Source organism: Pseudomonas sp. PS01300, from assembly GCF_029960155.1.
Classification (GTDB): domain Bacteria; phylum Pseudomonadota; class Gammaproteobacteria; order Pseudomonadales; family Pseudomonadaceae; genus Aquipseudomonas; species Aquipseudomonas palmensis.
The window spans coordinates 39,884-57,307 of record NZ_JASCPN010000010.1; the positions used below are offsets into that span (position 1 = coordinate 39,884).

Consider the following 17,424-nt stretch of genomic DNA (forward strand, 5'->3'; position numbering starts at 1 on the left):
CTTTAGAAGTCGTCGACCGGCGAAACGGAACCTACATTGCTGATCGAGGGTACTACAGCAAAGGCTACTACCGTTAGGGAATCCCAGCGCAAGAACCAAATTATGCGAAAATATTTGTACGGTTGGCTTCGGGACGTCCATGAGCGTGGTGAATTGGTCCGAGGTTGGTACGCCTGCAATTGCAGCACACCCGTCGATAATGCTTGTTCGCAGGAGTGCGCTCCATCCCACTACCTATCGCTAGATGGGTTTCCGTTTACCGTGGCATCTCCGGTGAGCAGTTCCACGGCAGCAGTGTTTTGTCACCTTCTATCGACGAGGCGTGCGGCTACCGCTGCAGTACGTGGCGCAGCCACGCACAGGGTTCGTGGACATTCGCTTCCACGTCTCGACCAAGCTGCAGATCGGCGCACTGACAGGCGCAACCTTGGGCGTGTCACTGAACAGCCACGCCTTGCACCCGATCACAGGCGGCTTTATCGCGCTCTGCAAGCTTAATGTCGATCGGCAAATGGCTGCTCCGACCTACTGCTTCAAGCTGCTCCAATTGCTCGGTAGATGAAGCACCGCCTTTACCCAGCACGCTTTGGGGTGTGTTGTAGGATTGCTTTTTGTCAAACCAGCTTTTCAACTGGCCGAGGATCGGCAGGCTGCTTGCCAGGCGGCCGATGAACCACAGGTCATCGCTGACATCTTGCAGTTCACGCTCGTTTCCTTACAGCCTGTTTATTATCGTCAGCGCTACATCGGCACGTCCCGCCTTGCCTTTGGGCTGCCCCTTTTGCGTTTCGACAAACCTGGGCGTGCATGAATCATGAACGCCAACCGCTCGACACCGGGCGTAACGCCAACGCGCTGTAACCGGCGTAGTCATCAGTGATGAAATAACCGCGATAACCTTCCAGCAGGCGCTGCTGCACGTCCTGCGCACGACTGGAAGTGTAGTCGAACACACGACTGGTGAATCCGGTGGCCCGCACCCACTTCAGCGGCTGCCAGCTTCAAAGGCATCCGACTGTCCCAAATTACTCAGATCAGCCGCGCCTCTCTATCTTTTCGTTACCGCCAGCGCATCACAGCAGTCATTTCTTGTTTGTTAGATACGCACCTCTCCTGCGCTGGGCAGCAAATGCCGGCGGGCCAACCACATATTCGACAGGCAAACAGCGTCACGACCTGCGCAGCATTCTTGGCCAATCTCGCAAGCGCACCTTCGTGTAGCCAAAATGCGGCTTGATCACACGAAATGGATGGTCTCCTTGGCACAAATCTGGGCCTTGACCTTCACGACCATACGCAGCGCTTTGGATAAGGCACTGCGCTTGCCGGTTGCTTGTCGATGCTGGTCGAGCCGCGATCTGCCAAGTGATTGCCTGACTTATGTACTTAGGATGCTTTTCGACCTTCAAATCGAAGCGGTTAGCGCTGTGTTGCGCGCACTCGCAGTGGAACGGTCGCGCACCCAACTGAAGGCGATGGCTGGCATAAGTACGAAACCGACGTAGCCCAACAGGGGGTAAACGGTGCCCATCAACTTGCTGAAACCACCCAGACTCAAGCCAAAACCTACGCATACAATTACTGCGCTTATGAACTTGAAGCGTCGAGGTTAAGGCTTGGCAAAGCTTGCGATGAAGGCAAAGAACATCCCAAACTGCGATACCTTAAACCATGCAAACCCGCGCTATGGTCATCGCCGCCGATAGTATTGGTGAGATGTGCGCTGCTAGTGCTAGGGATAAATTTTGATGCCCTACAAATGATTGATGTTCGCGAACAAACCGACATCTAACGGCAGATTCAGCGCGCCCAGATCCACACCACCGCCCCCGCCAGGTGCTGCGGCTCTGGGTTGCTTGCTCAGGCGGCCGATCACTGCCAGAATGGGGTAACCTACCGCGATGTCGACCGATGCGTACAGCAAGGCGCCAACAAACCGGTTACCAGTGACCGTCTCGCTGTTCGCGCGGGCAACTGTGTCGAGGTTCTCGATCGTGATGTTATAGTTGAATATCGAATAGGTGGTGATGAGCATAACCATGGCTAACAGGATAGGCATAACCGCGCTGATCAAATTGAGGATGCGCTTAACGTCCATGCACAGCGTGGCGATCATCAGGACTGTCATTAATGCACTACCCAACCGCATCGGTAGCTCGTACTGTTGAGAAAAGCTCGAACCACTAACGGGCCAATATCACCACTCCAACGGCGTATAGGAAGAACGACAACACAAAGTCGACGACTAATCTTGAGCACCGAACAGGCAGCAAAGGACTTCCTTGTGCGAATTCGCTTGCATCTGCGAATTCATCCGGGCGATCTGCAGCCGAGGAAGACGAACAGCACTCCGCTGACCTGGGTGAGTAGGATACCCTATTAACCCATAGCCGGTGAAAAATTGCATTACCTCTGCCCGGAGGCGAAACCTCCGCCGATAACCACGGACATGTAGGCAAGAGCAATTTATATGGTCGATCTTTTCATTACACCACATCTCTTTTTATTATTCAGCACATGGTAACAGAGACGCAGTTCCCGCCGTCACATATTCGCAAGCCGGCTACTCTCATAGTACTAAGAGCTTCTTCTGGGCTAGTAGAATGCGCAGGCACGTAAACATCGCCCGCAGCATAAGTAGTGCACGAAAGTCATTTTCACTACATTATCGCTGTGATTATCAATAAAATCTCTTGACTTGGTCTTGCAAGGTAATCTATTGATTTTTCAAATGGTAACGGTAGGATTTTCCTGGATGTGATGCACGCCATCAACGGATACGCCGGGCATTCATCCTTAGCTATCGGGTAGTGCGGTCCGATCTGAGTAATCAAATCTTTCCAGTGCACCTGGCCGACCAGCTTCGTGGAAATGTCCAAACGCTGGATGGTGGGATTGACTCATGGGTGGATGACAAGGCACGGCGACAATTCATGCATCACAACCGGCGTTCAACGTGACCGAAGCGTGGGTATGGCTGACCGAGGCACGCTTCCTCACGCGCCTGCTCACGACATGATTTTGTCTACACCACTCTAGGAGTTCAGCAGACCACGCTATTCCTCCGCGTTAAATTGGCATCTAGTGTCTCCCCAAAAAAGGTCAAATCCGTGGTTGAGAGCTTGCGTTTGTGAGGGTCTCCCCACAATTAAATCCCGCGCATGCGTATTTGACATTGTCATTAAAAAATCGTTCGCAGCTAAAGTGGCGTGCGGTTTACAGCATTTCGTAGTAGTTTTCATCTCATCGCTACGACATCAACGAAGGAAGCCGTGGGTATTCTGCGAGTCGTTCCTCCCCTTACCTCCACTCGCTAGTCGGTTCGAGCGCTACAACCGGCAATGCCAGGCCCCCCCGCCAGGGTTCGAACAGATAGCGCAGGTAGAGCATGGCATGGCTGGGGGCATAGTCATCGCTGTGCTGCCAGTCGAAACCACCGCCCAGCGCCCACTTGTCGCTCAACCGCCGCTCGAACAGGCCATGCAAGCGATAACCCAGGCCATTACTGGTGCTGGCGTCGGTCATCGCGTCGACGTTCGACTCGATGATGTCGTAGCGGTCCAGCAGCTTCTGGTTCAGATGCTGGTTGGGGTAGACGCGGCTGCTGTCGCTTTGCGCCCGTGACCAACTGACCGCGCCCTCGAGCAGGAACGACCAGTCGTAGTTGCGCCAGGCATAACTGACCGGCACGCCGATCGAATCATAGCGCTGCGGGCTGTAGTAACCACCCTGGCCGAGGCTGTAGTTGCCCAGGTCCTTGTCGTAGCGCCAGTGCATCAAGGTCAGGCCGACGCGCATGCGCTCGTCCGCTTTCTCCACCAGACGGTAGTAGTAACCGGTCATGGCACGCGTGCGCTGGTTGTCGGCGACGTTCTCGCCGTACAGCCAGTGGTGCCCGAGGCTGGCCCAGACGCCATGGTCGCCGCCCTGGTCCCAGCTCAGGCCAAGCGTGGCACCGTTGGCCGTCACCCCGCCCCAGCGTATGCCCGTGGCGGGGTCGCGCGCGCCGGCAAAGGACAGCAGCGAGTTGCTCATTGGCCGGCGCGAGGCCGCCAACGACCAGCCTACCTGCCCCAGGTCACCGTTGACGAACGCCCCTCCCAGCCAGTTGTTGACCTCGTAGCCCTGGGTCGTGCCCAGGTCGTAGCCCCATCGACTGTTCTGCCAGCCGACCGCCAGCACCCCACCATTGGCCTTTTGCGAACCGCTGGAACAGGTCGGCAAAGGCGCACCACTGCGGGTCACACCGACAAACTGGCAGGTACCGAAATCTTCAGTGTTCTGGCCGTTTTCATCCAGGTCGAAGGAACCGGCATCCAGACCGATGCGCTCCACCCGTGCAAAGGCCCGACCGTCCTCCCAGGGCGTATCGACGTGCAGCAGCGTCGTCTGGCTGCTCAGCCTGGAAATCCCCGGCGTGCCGTCGCTCTTGCGCCAACCATAGTCATGCTGCAGGGTCACGCTGGTGTTACGTTGCTGGTACAGCTCATCGACATCAGCGCGCAAGCTGCGCACCAGCCAGTCGTCTTCATCCTTTGCTCGGCTGGCCAGGGTCATTGCACGATCGTCGCGGGGCGTAACCGCCGAGCGGCTAAGCAACTGTGCATCGGCCATTGCAGCGGCGTACAAATCCAGGGCCCGTTGCGGATCATCGGCCGCCACCAGGCGGGCGGCATCGCGGCGCAGCAACGGGTCGGGCTGCGGCTGATGCGCGGCCACATGCTCCAGCAGCCTGGCTGCTTTTTCTCGCTCACCCAAGGCCACCCAGACGGCCGCCAGGCGTTGCTGGGCGTCGCCTTGCTGGTCGGTCAACTGTAGCGGGTGCGCCGCCAGGTCCTGGCGCACACGCGCCAGGTCGCCTTGGGCGACCCAGCTTTCCATCACGCCAAGGCGGGCCTCGGGGCGTTGCGGTTGCGCCTTTAGCACGCGCTGGTAGTAACCCAGGGCCTTGGTGAGATCGCCCTGCTTGGCCGCCCAATCCGCCATCAGCAACAGGTCGTCGGGGTCACCCGTGCCCTTGGCCAGGCCAGCCTCGAGCAGGGCCGTCGCTTCAGCAGTCCGGCCCTGATCCTGCAAACGCTGGGCCTCAGCCAACGTGGTCCGGCGCCGTACACGCTGATCGAGGTTGCGCATGTCTTCGGTCCAGGCGTTTGCTGGAACAGCGCCCAGCGTCGCGCCGACCTGGGCATCACGGTCGCTGGACTCAAGGTACAAGCCATGGGCATAGCGCGTGGCCGGGTCGGCCGGTTGTCGTTGCAACATGCGAGCGAACGCGGCATCGGCCTCGGCATCGCGGCCCTGCTGGCGCAGGCTGCTGGCCAGCTGGTAGACCAGCCATGGCTCATCGGGGGCGAGGTCGCTGGCCTGCTGCAACGCCACGCTGGCGCCGAACCAGTCCTTGCGCTGCAGCGCGGCGTCGGCCTGCTGCCGCAGCCGATCCAACTGCAAGCTTCGGCGCAGGCTGGCGAACTCTGCCTGCTGACCGGCAGGCAGGCTGTTCAGGTAGGCTTCGGCCTTGTCTGGCGACTGCGCCTGGTAGATCCGCATCAAACCGCGCACCGCGCTGCCGTTGTCCGGCTCCATCCGCCGCACTTGCAGGTACTGCCGCTCGGCCGCAGCGAGGTCGCCCTCGGCCAATGAGACGTCGGCCAGACCAAGCAAGGCGAAGGCTTCGTCGGGACGTTGCCGCCGTGCCTGCTGATAGAGTGTGCGGGCTGACGGCAGGTCCTGCTTTTCCAGGGCGACATCGGCCCTTTGCAACAACCCCCAATACTGGCTGGATACTTCCAGGTCTTTCCACTTGCTGATCAAGCTGGTGTCCTGCTCGAGAGTCGCCGCCAGGCGCAACGACGCATTCGCCTCGGCATAGCGGCGCTCGCGCATCAACGCTACACCGAGCGCGCCATGCAGGCTGGGATCCTGCGGGTAACGTCGCAATGCCTGGCGCAGCAAGGCCTGAGCCGGCTCGTTACGCTGCTGATCGAGCAATGCCTTGCCTCGCTGGCCGGCCTGCCAGGCGGGGTCTGTCACCAAGGTTCGCTGTTGCTGTAGCTTCTCGTTGGCCAGGGGCAACAGCGGCGAAGCCGGGTAGCGTTGGCTGAAGCCTTGCCAGGCGGCGACACTGCTGGCACTGACAGGCTGCTCGGCCAGATAGTCGAACTCGCGCTGGGCGGCGGCATCGCGCGCAGTCGGGTCGCGAGACAACTGTTCGAGTACCGCAAGTGCCTCGCTGTCGCGATCTTCGCTGAACAGCCAGTTGGCCAAGGTCTGGCGCAACCCGGCGTAGCCAGGGTACAAACGGTCGAGCTCCTGCAGTTGCTGGATCGCCGGCCCTCGCTGTCCGGCCAAGTTGCCACGCACGCGCCAGTAGTCCAAGGCCAGGTCGAGGCTGGGCGGATTACCAGCGAACAGCTGGTCATAGGCCGCCACGGCTTCCTCGTAACGCCCGGTCACTGCCATCAGGCGCGCCTGCTGCAGGCGTTGGGACTGCTCAGGCTGCTGCAGCCGTATCAGGCTCTGCGCCTGCAATGCCTGGCGGCTGCCTGGCGCAGCGTCGTCGAGCCGCTGCGCCAGTTGCTTGGCTTGCGCAGGATCGCGCTCACGCAGGGCCAGGTTCAGTGCGGCCAGGAGCGCATCGGGATTGCGCGATTCGAGCAGGTTCAAGCGAGCCAGGGCGTTATGCACCAGATCATCCCGGTGCAGCGCCTCACCGATGCGCATCTGTTCCAGCAGCCATTGGCGCTGTTCTTCACGGTCGGTGGGTTGCGCGGCTACCGCGCAAGACATCATCGTCAGCGTCAGTACGCCGATCATTCGGAACATGGCGCACTCCAGGCGGGCTGCATACGGCCGTTTTTATCGAAGCGATAGCGCCCTTCGCCCCAGCCTTGGCCATACATCGCCAGAACCGAGTTGTAATAGGCCTGCGGCTCGGCAGGCTGGGCACGCAGCCGTGCACGCTGAGCATTGAGCGCGGCACGGGTATCGACGGTGGTGGCCAGCAGCGGCAGCAATGCCGCCGAGAACCCGACAGGGCCCTGGCCGCTTGCCTTGCCGGTGGCGGTATCGAGGCTTTCCGGCGGCATGCCCTCGCGCAGGGTCAGTGCCAGCATCGGCGCAAAATGGCGCAGCAGGGCGTCACGCCGCGCGCTCCCTTCGGCCAGCATTCCCAGCCACAGGTAGACCCGGATGGCATCGTAGCTGCCCCGGGTAGCGTGTTGCGGGTCGGGCGCGATGCCTGCGGCCGGCGTCCACAGCAGCCAGTCCGGCGCCAGCCCATTGGGCGAGGCCTGCAACCAGAGCTGCCGGACATTGCGGGCCATCTCTTCCCATACCGGATCGACCAGGGCAAACCGGTCGAACAACTGCGGTGGCAGGTAGCTTGGGTTCAACCGCCAGCCGTGCTGATCGTCGAAGCCATAGTCGCCGGGCAACAGCATCAGCCCTAGGCCCGGCAGCTTGCGCACGGTCTGCGCGGCGATGCGCCAAAGCAGCCGTTGCCCCAGTTCGGCGTAGGCCGGCTCTTGCCACAAGCGCCCGGCCTCGAGCAGGCTGTAGGCGATCCACAAGTCGGCATCGCTGGCATTGTTGCGGTCGAGCACCTGCCACTTGCCAGCAGGGTCACGGCCCCACAACCAAGCGGGGAGGTGTCCAGCCAGGTCGCCATCGGCGAGGTTGTCGGCCGTCCAGTGCAACACCTTGGCGAACGTTGCTCGGTCATTGCCGACCAGGGCGAAGAACAGTGCATAGCTCTGCCCTTCCGAGGTGGAGATCAGCCGCGCGTCGCTGCGATCGAGCACCCGCCCATCGTCGCTCAGGAGGTCGGTCTTGAACCGCTCCCAGGCCGGCCAGGTGCACGCCGTCGATGCCGTCGCGGCAACAGGCAGACATAACACCAGCAGCGAGATCAACAGCCGACGCATGGTCAATCGGCCTCGCCCAACCGACGCCGCGATGCCCAGCGCAGGGCACGCCACAGGAGGAAGGCGAACAGCAGCACGCTGATGACCGCAAGCACCGCGATCAACGTCGGGTGATCGGACAGGTGGAACCACAACAGCAGCCACCAAGGCAGTTCGCCGACGTAGTAGTGCTCGCCGACGAACTGGCTCTCGACGCCGCTCTTGCGCACCAGCGCGACGGAGCCGGCCACCGTCTCGAGCTTGCCGGAGTCCACCAGCACGTCGCGCAGCAGCGCCAGTTCGGCATCGCTGTTGGCCAAAAGGGCCACCACGCTGCGCTGTTCATGGAACGGTGATTTCAAACCTGTGATCGCGGCGATCGGCTCGTCGGCACTGACTTCGACGCGGCTGCTGGCTGCCACCGTCGAGGTATCGTTGCGCGGGTTGCCGGGCTGTGCCAGGGCTCGCCCCTGGACCATCCAGTCACGCTGCGTGTCGAGCAGCAAGCCCAGGTTGGGCGCTTCACGCAGGTCAGCCGGCAGGCTGCCGATCACCAGCAGATCGGCGTCGGCATCGGCGGCGTGCTTCCAGTCATCGGTCAGGCGGACACCCAACGCCGGGTAACCGACCTGACCGGCTACGCTGCTGACCACGTCGAGCAAGGTGCCGACCTGCATCGCCGTCGGCTTGGCCGGCATGATGATCAAGGTCTCGGAGAGGTCAGCCATGCGGCTGTATGGGAAACCGCTGCGGGCGAACGCGCGCAAGTCAGGCATGGCCATGTAGTGGTGGTAGCCGGAAAGGTCGATCGTCGAGTTCTCGTCGATCGCCGCTCGCACATCCACGGGCAGGGTGGTCTGGCAATGGTCGCGCTGTGCGCTGCCGACCGTGCTGGCGAAACTGAAGTCGAAGCGCAGGCGGTTACGTGCGCCGATCTTCAGCGCCGGCACCAGCGCTTGCTCGGCCAGTGCGGTGCTGTCGGTGGAAAGTACTTTGAGGCGCATTTCCTCGAGCGTGCTACTGCGCCGGTCGTTGCCCACCAACGGTACGCTGGTGATGTACTGGTCGTTCACGCTGATGCTCAGGCGCGACTCATCGGTTACCGCTGGCGGCGTGTAGCGGTACAGGGTCTGCAGCGGTATGCCCTGGTTGCGCCAGACGAACAGGTCCGGTGGCAGGTTCACATCGAGGGTGATCGGCCGCGGTTGCAAACCACTGACCTGCAATTGCTCGGGATAGTCGAGCAACTCGGAGAAACGCACAGGCCGATCGGTGCGGGTCCAGTTCGGCGCGTCGTACGGTTTGCGCGGCTCCAATACCGTCATCTTCTCGACCTTGACCCGCGAGCCGCGGAACAAGCCATTGCCCACGGCCAGGGCCGAGGCGGCCTGGACCAGGTCGTCGTCGTTACGCCCAAGCACCAACAGCAGCTTGCTCCAGCGGTTGTCCGGGTGGTCGATCAATTGCACCACAGGGCCATCGACCGCGGGAAAACGCTCCATGTCGGAGAGGAACGCTGGGCGCCGGTCGTTGGTGGCGAATACGATCGCCGGTGCAGGCTTGTCGCCTACAGCCGGTAGCGTGTTGAACGATACCGGGAAGGTCGCCTTGCGCCAGCCTGCCTTGCTGCCGAAATAGGACGAAAGAATCGCTGCAGCACGCTGCTCGCCGAGAGTCGGCGTGGCGGCGAACACCACAGGCAGCTCGACCTTGTTGGTGTCGCGGGCATCGAAGAACGGCAACGGAAAGTAGGCCAGGTCGTTGTCCAGTGCCAGCGCCTGCTCGCGCACCTGGATCTGGCTCTTGCGGTTGAGGTTCAACCACAAGCCGCTATGCGCCGGGTCTTCACACACATCGGTGTAGTGCCCGACGAACTCCAGGCGCACCCGATTGAAGTCGGTGACCAGTTTCGGGTCCAGGGACAACTGGCGGCGCACCCGCTGGCCGAGCTGGTCCTTTTCCACCGGCACCACCCCCATCAACTCATCGTTGAGGTACACCCGCACATGGGAAAGCAACGGCAGCAGCATGGGCGAGGGGGTGTAGTCCAGTTGCAGCACGGCATCGGTCGCCAGGCGGTCCCGACGTACGCCGAACTCGATGTTCTCGCTGTTGCGTACCCCCAGGAGCAAGCTGTCGGACGCTTGCCCGAGCTGCTCGAAGGTCCTCGTGACGGGCCAGCTGGGAACCGCGGGGTCGACCGGCGTGGCAAGGGGGGCTTCAGAGGCGATGGCTGCAGTCTGGAACAGCGAGGCAAGCAGCGCCATCGCCAGGCCCCAGGTGCGCGCGGGGTAACGATTCATCATGCGTCTCGGTCAACTAAGTTCGTGGATGGAATGAAACGTGGAGTACGGGGCCGGTAGCTGGCCAGCCAGCGCACCAGGTCGAGCAACGGCTGCAGCCATCGGCGCAACCAGAGAGGGGTATGCTCGACCAGGCGCATGTAACCGACACCGCCCAACTTGAGCACATCGCCCAAACTGTGCAGCGGCCGATCGACCTCGTGGTTTTCCTGCCAACCCAACCAGGCGTCGGCGCGGGCAAAGGTGCAGTGCACCAGGTCGATACGCTGCTGGGCCGTCAGGTCGTCAAGGACCAGGCCCAGGTGACGGCCGACGATACGGGTCACGCGGGCGTTGAAGGCGAACTCACGCTCGCCGCGGCTCAGCAACAGCCGCACATGTTCGCCAGGCTTGGGCGCGATTGCGTCGGTCAATTGCAGGCCGATACCGCCATCGGAGTAATCGACCAGTGTGCACGGATAGCCGTGGCCACTTTCCAGAAGCAGCGCGGCGGGCAGCTGCATGGGCACGCGGTGGGCACGGCGAACCTGGCGCACTTCGGCCGCCACCGCGACAGCGGCGCCGAGGATCAACAGGTTGTAGATCACCCACAAGGAACTGACGATCACCGTACCGATTTCTGCAGCAGGTCCTGTGAACAAACGCCACACGGCGAACCCCAAGCCCACGACGTTGAGCACTGCTAGGAACAGATAAGGCCGGGCGATTCCCCAATCGAACACCCCCTCTTCCATCAGGCCACCTTTGGCCGTGACGTTGAACTTGCCTTTTTTCGGCGCGAACAGGGCCACCGTGGTCGGGCGGGCGATGTACCAGGCCAGTACGGTCTCGTAGATCTCGCCCCAGAAGGTCTGCCGGTACTTGCCCTGCATGCGCGAGTTGGTGAGGCTGGCGTGAATCATGTGCGGCATCACGTACAGCAGGATCATCACCGCGGGCGCATAGATGATGTACGCATGCAGCAGCAGGAACGCCAACGGCGCGGTGAGGAACACCAGGCGCGGCAAGCCTGCGAGAAAGTGCAGCATGGCGTTGGCGTAGCAGATGCGCTGGAACAGGCTCAGCCCGCGGCCCAACAACGGGTTATCGGTGCGGAAGATCTGCACCATGCCCCGCGCCCAGCGAATACGCTGGCCAATGTGCGCCGACAGGCTTTCGGTGGCAAGGCCGGCGGCCTGTGGAATGCTCAGGTAGGCCGAGGTCCAGCCATGGCGATGCAGGCGCAAGGCGGTATGAGCGTCTTCGGTCACCGTGTCGACGGCGAAACCACCTATGTCTTCCAGCGCGGTTCGCCGCAGCACGGCACACGAGCCACAGAAGAAGGCGGCGTTCCACATGTCGTTACCATCCTGGATCAGCCCGTAGAACAGCTCGCCTTCGTTGGGGCGGCGGCGGAACGAACCGAGGTTGCGCTCGAACGGGTCGGGCGAGAAGAAGTGGTGCGGCGTTTGCACCAGTGCCAGCTTGGTCTCCTTGAGGAACCAACCGCCCGTCATCTGCAGGAAAGAGCGCACCGGCACGTGGTCGCAGTCGAAGATGGCGATCAACTCGCCATCTGTGACGCCCAGCGCATGGTTGAGGTTGCCGGCCTTGGCGTGCTTGTTGTCCGGACGCACGATGTAGCCCACGCCCACTTCGTCGGCGAAGGCGCGAAACGCTTCGCGGCGGCCATCATCGAGAATATGGATGCGCAGGCGATCCTGCGGCCAGTCCAGGCCCAGCGCAGCCAGCACGGTTGTACGCACCACCGACAGGTCTTCGTTGTAGGTGGGGATCATCAAGTCGACCGTCGGCCACTGCTCGAAGCGCTCCGGCAGGGATGCCGGCTTGCGCTGCAAGGGCCAGCACATCTGCACATAGCCGAGGATAAGCACGAACCAGGAGTAGGTTTCCGCCGCAAGCAGGATCACGCCACACACCAGGTCGAGGGTATCGTTCCAGTTCAGGGTGGAGTTGTAGCGCCACCACAGGTAGCGGCAAGAGACTATAGCCGACAGCACGATCAACATCAGCGTCGGAAATCGCCCAGGCATGTAGCGCACCAGCATGGCGATGCCCCACAGCAGGAAGATGAACACCAACTGCGCCAGGTAGCCGAATGGCTCCGTCACGCACAACAGCGCCAGCACCACTGCGAAGGCCGTCAGCACGGAGTAGAAGACCCGCCTCCCCCAACCGCTCAACCCGCGCAGACGATGCGCAGCCCTGTGCTGCACGTCGCTGGCCAGAAAGCGTGCGGGGACTTGCCGCAGGGTATCGTTCAGCCGCGAGCGCAAGCGCTGCAGCACCCGCCCGACACGCCGCAAGCCGCTTGCCAGTACCGATCTGGCCCGCGTCAGCCAGCCTGACTCGCGCGGGCGCGAAACCTGGTGCAACAGCAGCCAGGCACATTGGATCAACACACGCAGTGGATCGCCCAGGCTGGGTCGCTTGCCGACCAGTTGCGGCACCAGGCGCCGGCGCTCGGCCAACAATGCCCGCCAGGTCGACGACTCGAGCTGGAGGAACAAGAACGCCAGGCACACTGCGAACGTCAACCACAGGGCAGCCGGGCGCCGCGCACCCCGCGCAACGAAATGGCCATAGGCCGTCAACGGTGTCAGGCTCACGCTTGTCGCCTCGCCAGGCAGCGTACGGCCAGGCTCTGGATATCGCGCGATGCGAGGCTCTGCGGTGCGTAATGGCCCACGGGTGCCTTGCAGGCGAGCGCCTCGACGAACGCTTCGTCACGGTGCACCAGCTGGATCGGCAAGCGGTGGCGGAACAGGTCGCGCCAGACCATGAGCACGTCACTCTGCAGGCTGCTGCCAGGGTCGAAACGGTTGACCAGCATCAGGTCATAGCGCTCAACCTGTTGACGGCTGAGCAGCACATGGCTGGTCATTTCCGCTTCGGCCACAAGGATGCGTATGTCGGTCTGGAAACCCTGGGTGGCGACGGCGTTCACAGGGTGGGGCAGGTCGAACAGCAGCCAGTCGAAATCAGTGGCCAGCTCAGCCTGCAGCGCGCGCCAGCGCGCCGCAGCGTGATACTCGCCTAGCCGAACGAGCGAGTCCTGGGCAATGTCGCCGAAAGGAACCACGCACAAGCCTTCGAGTACCTCGAAGAGTGGCTCTGCCAACGGCCGCCCTTGCAATTCGCTGCGCGCCCAGCCATTACGCTGCTCGACTGGCAGGTTGAAATGCAGGCCCAGCAGGTTTTCCGGGCACAGGTCGACCAGCACCACGCGCTCGCCCAGCTCGCGCAGGGCATAACCCAGCGCGGCCAACAGCGCGCTGCGCCCCATGCCGCCGCGCAAGCCATGCAATGCCAGGCTGATCATGATGTGGCCGCCTCGCGCGACACTTCCCTGTCCTGCTCGGCATGCGCATCGGCGGCTGCGCAGGTCTCGCCCAGCAGCGGCCAACGCCGCAGCGCCTGTAGCACGCCGACCATCATGGAGATGTCCTGATAGCTCAAGGAAGGCATGCCCAGGTGCTGGCGAAGCTGGGTGATGTCGTCACTGCGTTGGGAAGGGTCGGCTTTGCCAGGCATCATGGAGTCTCCTTGGGAACAGGCTGCCAGTCCGGCTGCCCTTGCAGGCGCATGTAGGTGCGCCCCTGGAAGTTCAGGACCTGCGCGCCAGAGGTTTCCGAGACACGCTCGGTGGTCGGCAGGTCGACCAACAGGCCCGGCAAGTCGAGCGTCTGACCGGCACCCAGGCCTGCATAGACGCGCGACACCAGTTCGGACAACGCCAGGAAGCTGGTAGGCGAAGACACTTTCAACGGCTCGTTGCGGGCAGGCTGGCCCATGCCGATGAACTTGAGACCAACCGGTACATGGGTGATCGATGGCGTGGGGATCTCACGCATGCCGGACAACTGCATGCGGTCACCATGCAACGCCGCGCCGTGCTCCGGGACGATTGCCACCACCACGCGGCGGCCGCTGCGTTCGAGCTCGTCGAGGAACTTGCCTAGGTCGGTGAACAAGCGGGTAGCGCGGGTGGCGTAATCGGCAGGGCGGGTACCACCGTCGGCAGTGACGATGCGGTTGCCGTCATGCAAGCTGATAGTGTTGTAGAACAACGACACGTGCTGGGCGCCCGACTGCTCGCGCTTGCCCCACCAGTTGCTCAGCACATCGAGGTCGCCGGCCACCGGGGAGCCATCGAAGCTGACCAGGGCCCGTGGGAAGTTGGCGATGTTGAAGCCAGGCTGAGGCATGTGCTGGCTGGTGATGTCGCCAATGAAATTGTCGAAATGGCCGCTGTGGTTGAGCAAGGTCTGGCTCTGGAAACCCAGCTTGGCCAGGTTCTGGAACAACAGGCATTGATCTGCCGGCGGTTGGTACAAGCCTGCATGCGAAGACTGGCCGCAGCTGGCCCTGAGCACACGGATCGCAGCAGGGCCGCTGTAGGAAGTGGCCGAGTTGAACTGGTCGAAGATCACATCCAGGCGCGAAAACAGCGGATTGTCCCGCATGCCCACGGTCGAGAGATCGTCCCAGGCCAACGAACAAACATTGATCACCAGCAGGTCGAACGGCTGCTCGTCCGGCTTCTCGACCGGGAAGTTGGTCACCCGCTGACGCTCGCTGGTGAAGAACCGATCGAGCCAAGCATCGAGGGTCGCATTGTCGGCGACCACTGCCACGGGCGCCGTCGCGGTCGCGCTATCGGTGCCGGCAACGGCGGTAGGCTGGCTGTTGCTGGAGCTCAGCGATGGCAACCCACCGACCGCCAGCCACGCCAGGCCGAGCAGGCTCACGGTGCTCAGGCGCAACCAATGGCGCAGGTACGAATAGGCCACCAACAGCAGGATCAGGCCTGCTACCAGGTTCCAATTGATGTACCGGGCTAGCAGTTCCAGCAAATAGTCCCAGGAAAAGTCCAGCACCCCTGGCTGCGCCAGCAGGCGGCTGAAGGGCGGCAACCAAGTGTCGTGGTAGAACAGCGCGATGCCCAGCGGCACGGCCACGACCTGACGCCCGACTCGCAACCATTGGCCAGGCAGCGGGATCAGCAAGAACGCGGCGAACAGCAGGTTGGGCAGCACCTTGAAGTCCAGCAGGGCCGCCGCGACCAACAGGAACTTGGCCAGGAAGTACAGGTTCCAGGCACCCAAGCCGCGCCAGCGCTCCAGCAGCGGGGTGGAGAATGTCGAACTAGTCATGATTGGGCTCTTGACGCACATCGCGGCGGCGAATGCCGGCCGGTTTGAGATAACGGGGCCGCAGGCGTTGGCTGAGCCAACCCTGCGCCAGGGCTCGCAGGCGCAGCACGCACAGCGCCAGCATCAGGGTCGCAAGCGCAGTGATGCCGATGACCTGCAACAATTGTGCGATGTTCATGCCGCCCCTCCCCGGGTCAGGCTGATCTGACGGGGTATGAGGACAGGGCGCTTCTGTGCCAACGGCAGGGCAACCGACTCGGCCAACGGCGGCTGCGGCACGGTCTCGTCGAGGAACGGCGAACCGCTCAGGCTATCGAGCGTGAGCAATACTTCCTGGCCGATGAACAACTCCTTCCAGGACAGCTGGAAAATATGGTCCAGCGCCTGCTCCACGCCTTCCGAGCGGCAAGCGAACAGGAACAAGTACAACGCATCGTCGGCGACGCAAGCGATGTCGCCGTCCCGGCGGAACACCGTTCGCGAACATGCCTGCAAGGGCGACAGCCCAGGCGCCGGACGCAACACCAGCAGTTGGTGGACAATTTCGCCGTTGCGCAGGCCTTGCCACATTTCCTGCACCGCCTCGGCGAATGCCCGCGCCGCGACCAGGCCACAGATAGGCAGCGGTCGCAATCGTTTGAGCAGGGCGTCGAAATCGGCTGGTAGGCGGCGGCGCCAGACATAGCCTTGAATGCTGTCGACCATGGTCAGAAAGCGTGACAGGCTCGCGCCGAACGGCACGATCAGGCTGGCGCCACATGCCAGCAACAACTGTTCATCTTGATAGCGCAGGGTTGGGGCCGTTTCGCGCACCACCAGTTTCAGCGCATTGCCGCGCAACTGGCGCAAGCTGTGCAGTTGGCGGGCCAGGACATCAAGGCGCTGGCCACCGTCCATGGCGAAGATCACCGTCGCCGACACCGCACGGCTGGCCCGGGCACCGACATCGTTGAGGCTGTCGAAAACCTGCCAGTGCTCGGAGAGCGCTGGGGCACCTTCGAGCACCTGGCGCTGGGCCAGGCATAGCAGCTCATCGCCCCCGGCGTCAGTCACCGGCTGAGGCCTGCCGGCGATCGCGAAGCCTTCCGCGTGGTGCGCCAGGCCGACGTCCTGCGTCCCGGCGACCCCGAGCCTATTGCTCCAGAAGTGCTGCAGGAAGCGAACGCCGCCTTGCCCGCGGTAAAGCTGGGCAAGCCCGTCGACGGATTGGTTGAACTCCCGAAGACGCTCGATCAGGGCACTGTGCTGCCCTTCGCTGATCACCACGATCAGGCTCTGATGGGCCTGCGCTGCCTGGCGCAGAGTCTGGCACCAGCGCTCGACCTTGCCCTCATCCCAGATCGAGGTCGGTACCCGCAACACCAAAGTGCGGCCGGGGATATCGATACGCGGCAGGTCTTTGTGCAACTGCAGGAAGGCCCGGGTATCGGCCTCGTACAACGCAAGTTCCGCCGGCCCGCTGGCGGTATCGAACGAGTCGAGCACCTCCCGCAAACCGCGCGGGCTGGCCAGCAACGCCGCTCGGGCGTGCTCGGGCAGGGCTTTGATCACTTGGCGGCAGAGTGCTGCAGCGTCTTGCGGGGTGTCACAGGCCAGCCAGTACAGGCCTTGCTCATGAAACTGACTACGCTCGGCATCCAAACCGGGAATAGCCAACAACGAAATACTATTGTTCAAAACGATCGCTCTGAATTCGATAACGAAGCTAATTCGGGTTGTATGCCGCACATCAACACCGGGGGCTTAATGACAGAATTATTCGTCAAAAAAACGTCACGATCACGAAGTTGCTGGCCTCGGCGTCAATTCTACAGCAATTAAATCGGATGATGTCAAGAAGCCATGCTATGCGACCCTCACGTTTGAACGATCCTCCCTCACGGAGAAGTGAAACAGCCTATAGCTGAGATATGTATAGCCGAGCCGCCCGTGATTCAACGATGACCTGCCGACATTGCTTGCAACGCAGAGGATCGTATAAGGAAAAAAGCGCAGTACTGCTTCTGTCGGCCGTTTGTCGGTCGAATGACGAGATGATAGTGCACTGCAGGTATTGAGCTGCCT

The 17,424-nt window shown here is 62.2% G+C and carries 10 protein-coding genes and 3 pseudogenes; 1 reads left to right on the plus strand and 12 read right to left on the minus strand.

Annotated elements, in window-relative coordinates:
- Window positions 1-256: 256 nt before the first annotated feature.
- From QMX96_RS08120 to QMX96_RS08130, 3 genes and pseudogenes are all read right to left on the minus strand, one after another.
- Window positions 257-983, minus strand: a pseudogene (locus QMX96_RS08120) (transposase); the annotation flags it as partial.
- A 113-nt stretch (window positions 984-1,096) separates the two neighbouring features.
- Window positions 1,097-1,403, minus strand: a pseudogene (locus QMX96_RS08125) (IS5/IS1182 family transposase); the annotation flags it as partial.
- Between the two features lie 350 nt (window positions 1,404-1,753).
- Window positions 1,754-2,116 (minus strand): hypothetical protein, encoded by a 363-nt coding sequence (locus tag QMX96_RS08130; RefSeq protein WP_282361553.1) that lies wholly within the window; start codon window positions 2,114-2,116, stop codon window positions 1,754-1,756.
- A 740-nt stretch (window positions 2,117-2,856) separates the two neighbouring features.
- On the opposite strand from QMX96_RS08130, the pseudogene QMX96_RS08135 reads away from it, so the two are divergent.
- Window positions 2,857-3,019: pseudogene (locus QMX96_RS08135) on the plus strand (IS5/IS1182 family transposase); the annotation flags it as partial.
- 281 nt (window positions 3,020-3,300) lie between these two features.
- On the opposite strand, the gene bcsC reads toward QMX96_RS08135, so the two are convergent.
- The 9 genes from bcsC to bcsE are packed head-to-tail and all read right to left on the minus strand — an operon-like array spanning window position 3,301 to window position 17,025.
- Window positions 3,301-6,822, minus strand: coding sequence for a cellulose synthase complex outer membrane protein BcsC (gene bcsC / locus QMX96_RS08140; protein ID WP_282361555.1), 3,522 nt, complete (start codon window positions 6,820-6,822; stop codon window positions 3,301-3,303).
- Entirely contained in the window at window positions 6,810-7,922 is a 1,113-nt protein-coding gene (bcsZ, locus tag QMX96_RS08145) for a cellulose synthase complex periplasmic endoglucanase BcsZ (RefSeq protein ID WP_282361556.1), read from the minus strand. Before bcsZ ends, bcsC begins: the two co-directional genes overlap by 13 nt.
- A 2-nt stretch (window positions 7,923-7,924) precedes the next feature.
- The gene (gene bcsB / locus QMX96_RS08150; RefSeq protein ID WP_282361557.1) at window positions 7,925-10,204 is read right to left on the minus strand and encodes a cellulose biosynthesis cyclic di-GMP-binding regulatory protein BcsB; all 2,280 of its coding nucleotides are present in this window, start codon (window positions 10,202-10,204) and stop codon (window positions 7,925-7,927) included.
- Window positions 10,204-12,813 carry a UDP-forming cellulose synthase catalytic subunit gene (gene bcsA / locus QMX96_RS08155; protein ID WP_282361558.1) on the minus strand — a complete coding sequence of 870 codons (2,610 nt, stop codon included), beginning with the start codon at window positions 12,811-12,813 and terminating at the stop codon, window positions 10,204-10,206. The genes bcsB and bcsA overlap by 1 nt, the downstream gene beginning before the upstream one ends.
- Window positions 12,810-13,526 (minus strand): cellulose biosynthesis protein BcsQ, encoded by a 717-nt coding sequence (bcsQ, locus tag QMX96_RS08160; protein WP_282361559.1) that lies wholly within the window; start codon window positions 13,524-13,526, stop codon window positions 12,810-12,812. The genes bcsA and bcsQ overlap by 4 nt, the downstream gene beginning before the upstream one ends.
- The gene (gene bcsR / locus QMX96_RS08165; RefSeq protein WP_282361560.1) at window positions 13,523-13,741 is read right to left on the minus strand and encodes a cellulose biosynthesis protein BcsR; all 219 of its coding nucleotides are present in this window, start codon (window positions 13,739-13,741) and stop codon (window positions 13,523-13,525) included. The genes bcsQ and bcsR overlap by 4 nt, the downstream gene beginning before the upstream one ends.
- Complete coding sequence (bcsG, locus tag QMX96_RS08170) at window positions 13,738-15,360, minus strand: cellulose biosynthesis protein BcsG (protein ID WP_282361561.1); 1,623 nt, start codon at window positions 15,358-15,360, stop codon at window positions 13,738-13,740. The genes bcsR and bcsG overlap by 4 nt, the downstream gene beginning before the upstream one ends.
- The gene (gene bcsF / locus QMX96_RS08175; protein WP_282361562.1) at window positions 15,353-15,538 is read right to left on the minus strand and encodes a cellulose biosynthesis protein BcsF; all 186 of its coding nucleotides are present in this window, start codon (window positions 15,536-15,538) and stop codon (window positions 15,353-15,355) included. Before bcsF ends, bcsG begins: the two co-directional genes overlap by 8 nt.
- Window positions 15,535-17,025 carry a cellulose biosynthesis protein BcsE gene (bcsE, locus tag QMX96_RS08180; protein WP_349016783.1) on the minus strand — a complete coding sequence of 497 codons (1,491 nt, stop codon included), beginning with the start codon at window positions 17,023-17,025 and terminating at the stop codon, window positions 15,535-15,537. Before bcsE ends, bcsF begins: the two co-directional genes overlap by 4 nt.
- Window positions 17,026-17,424 lie beyond the last annotated feature (399 nt).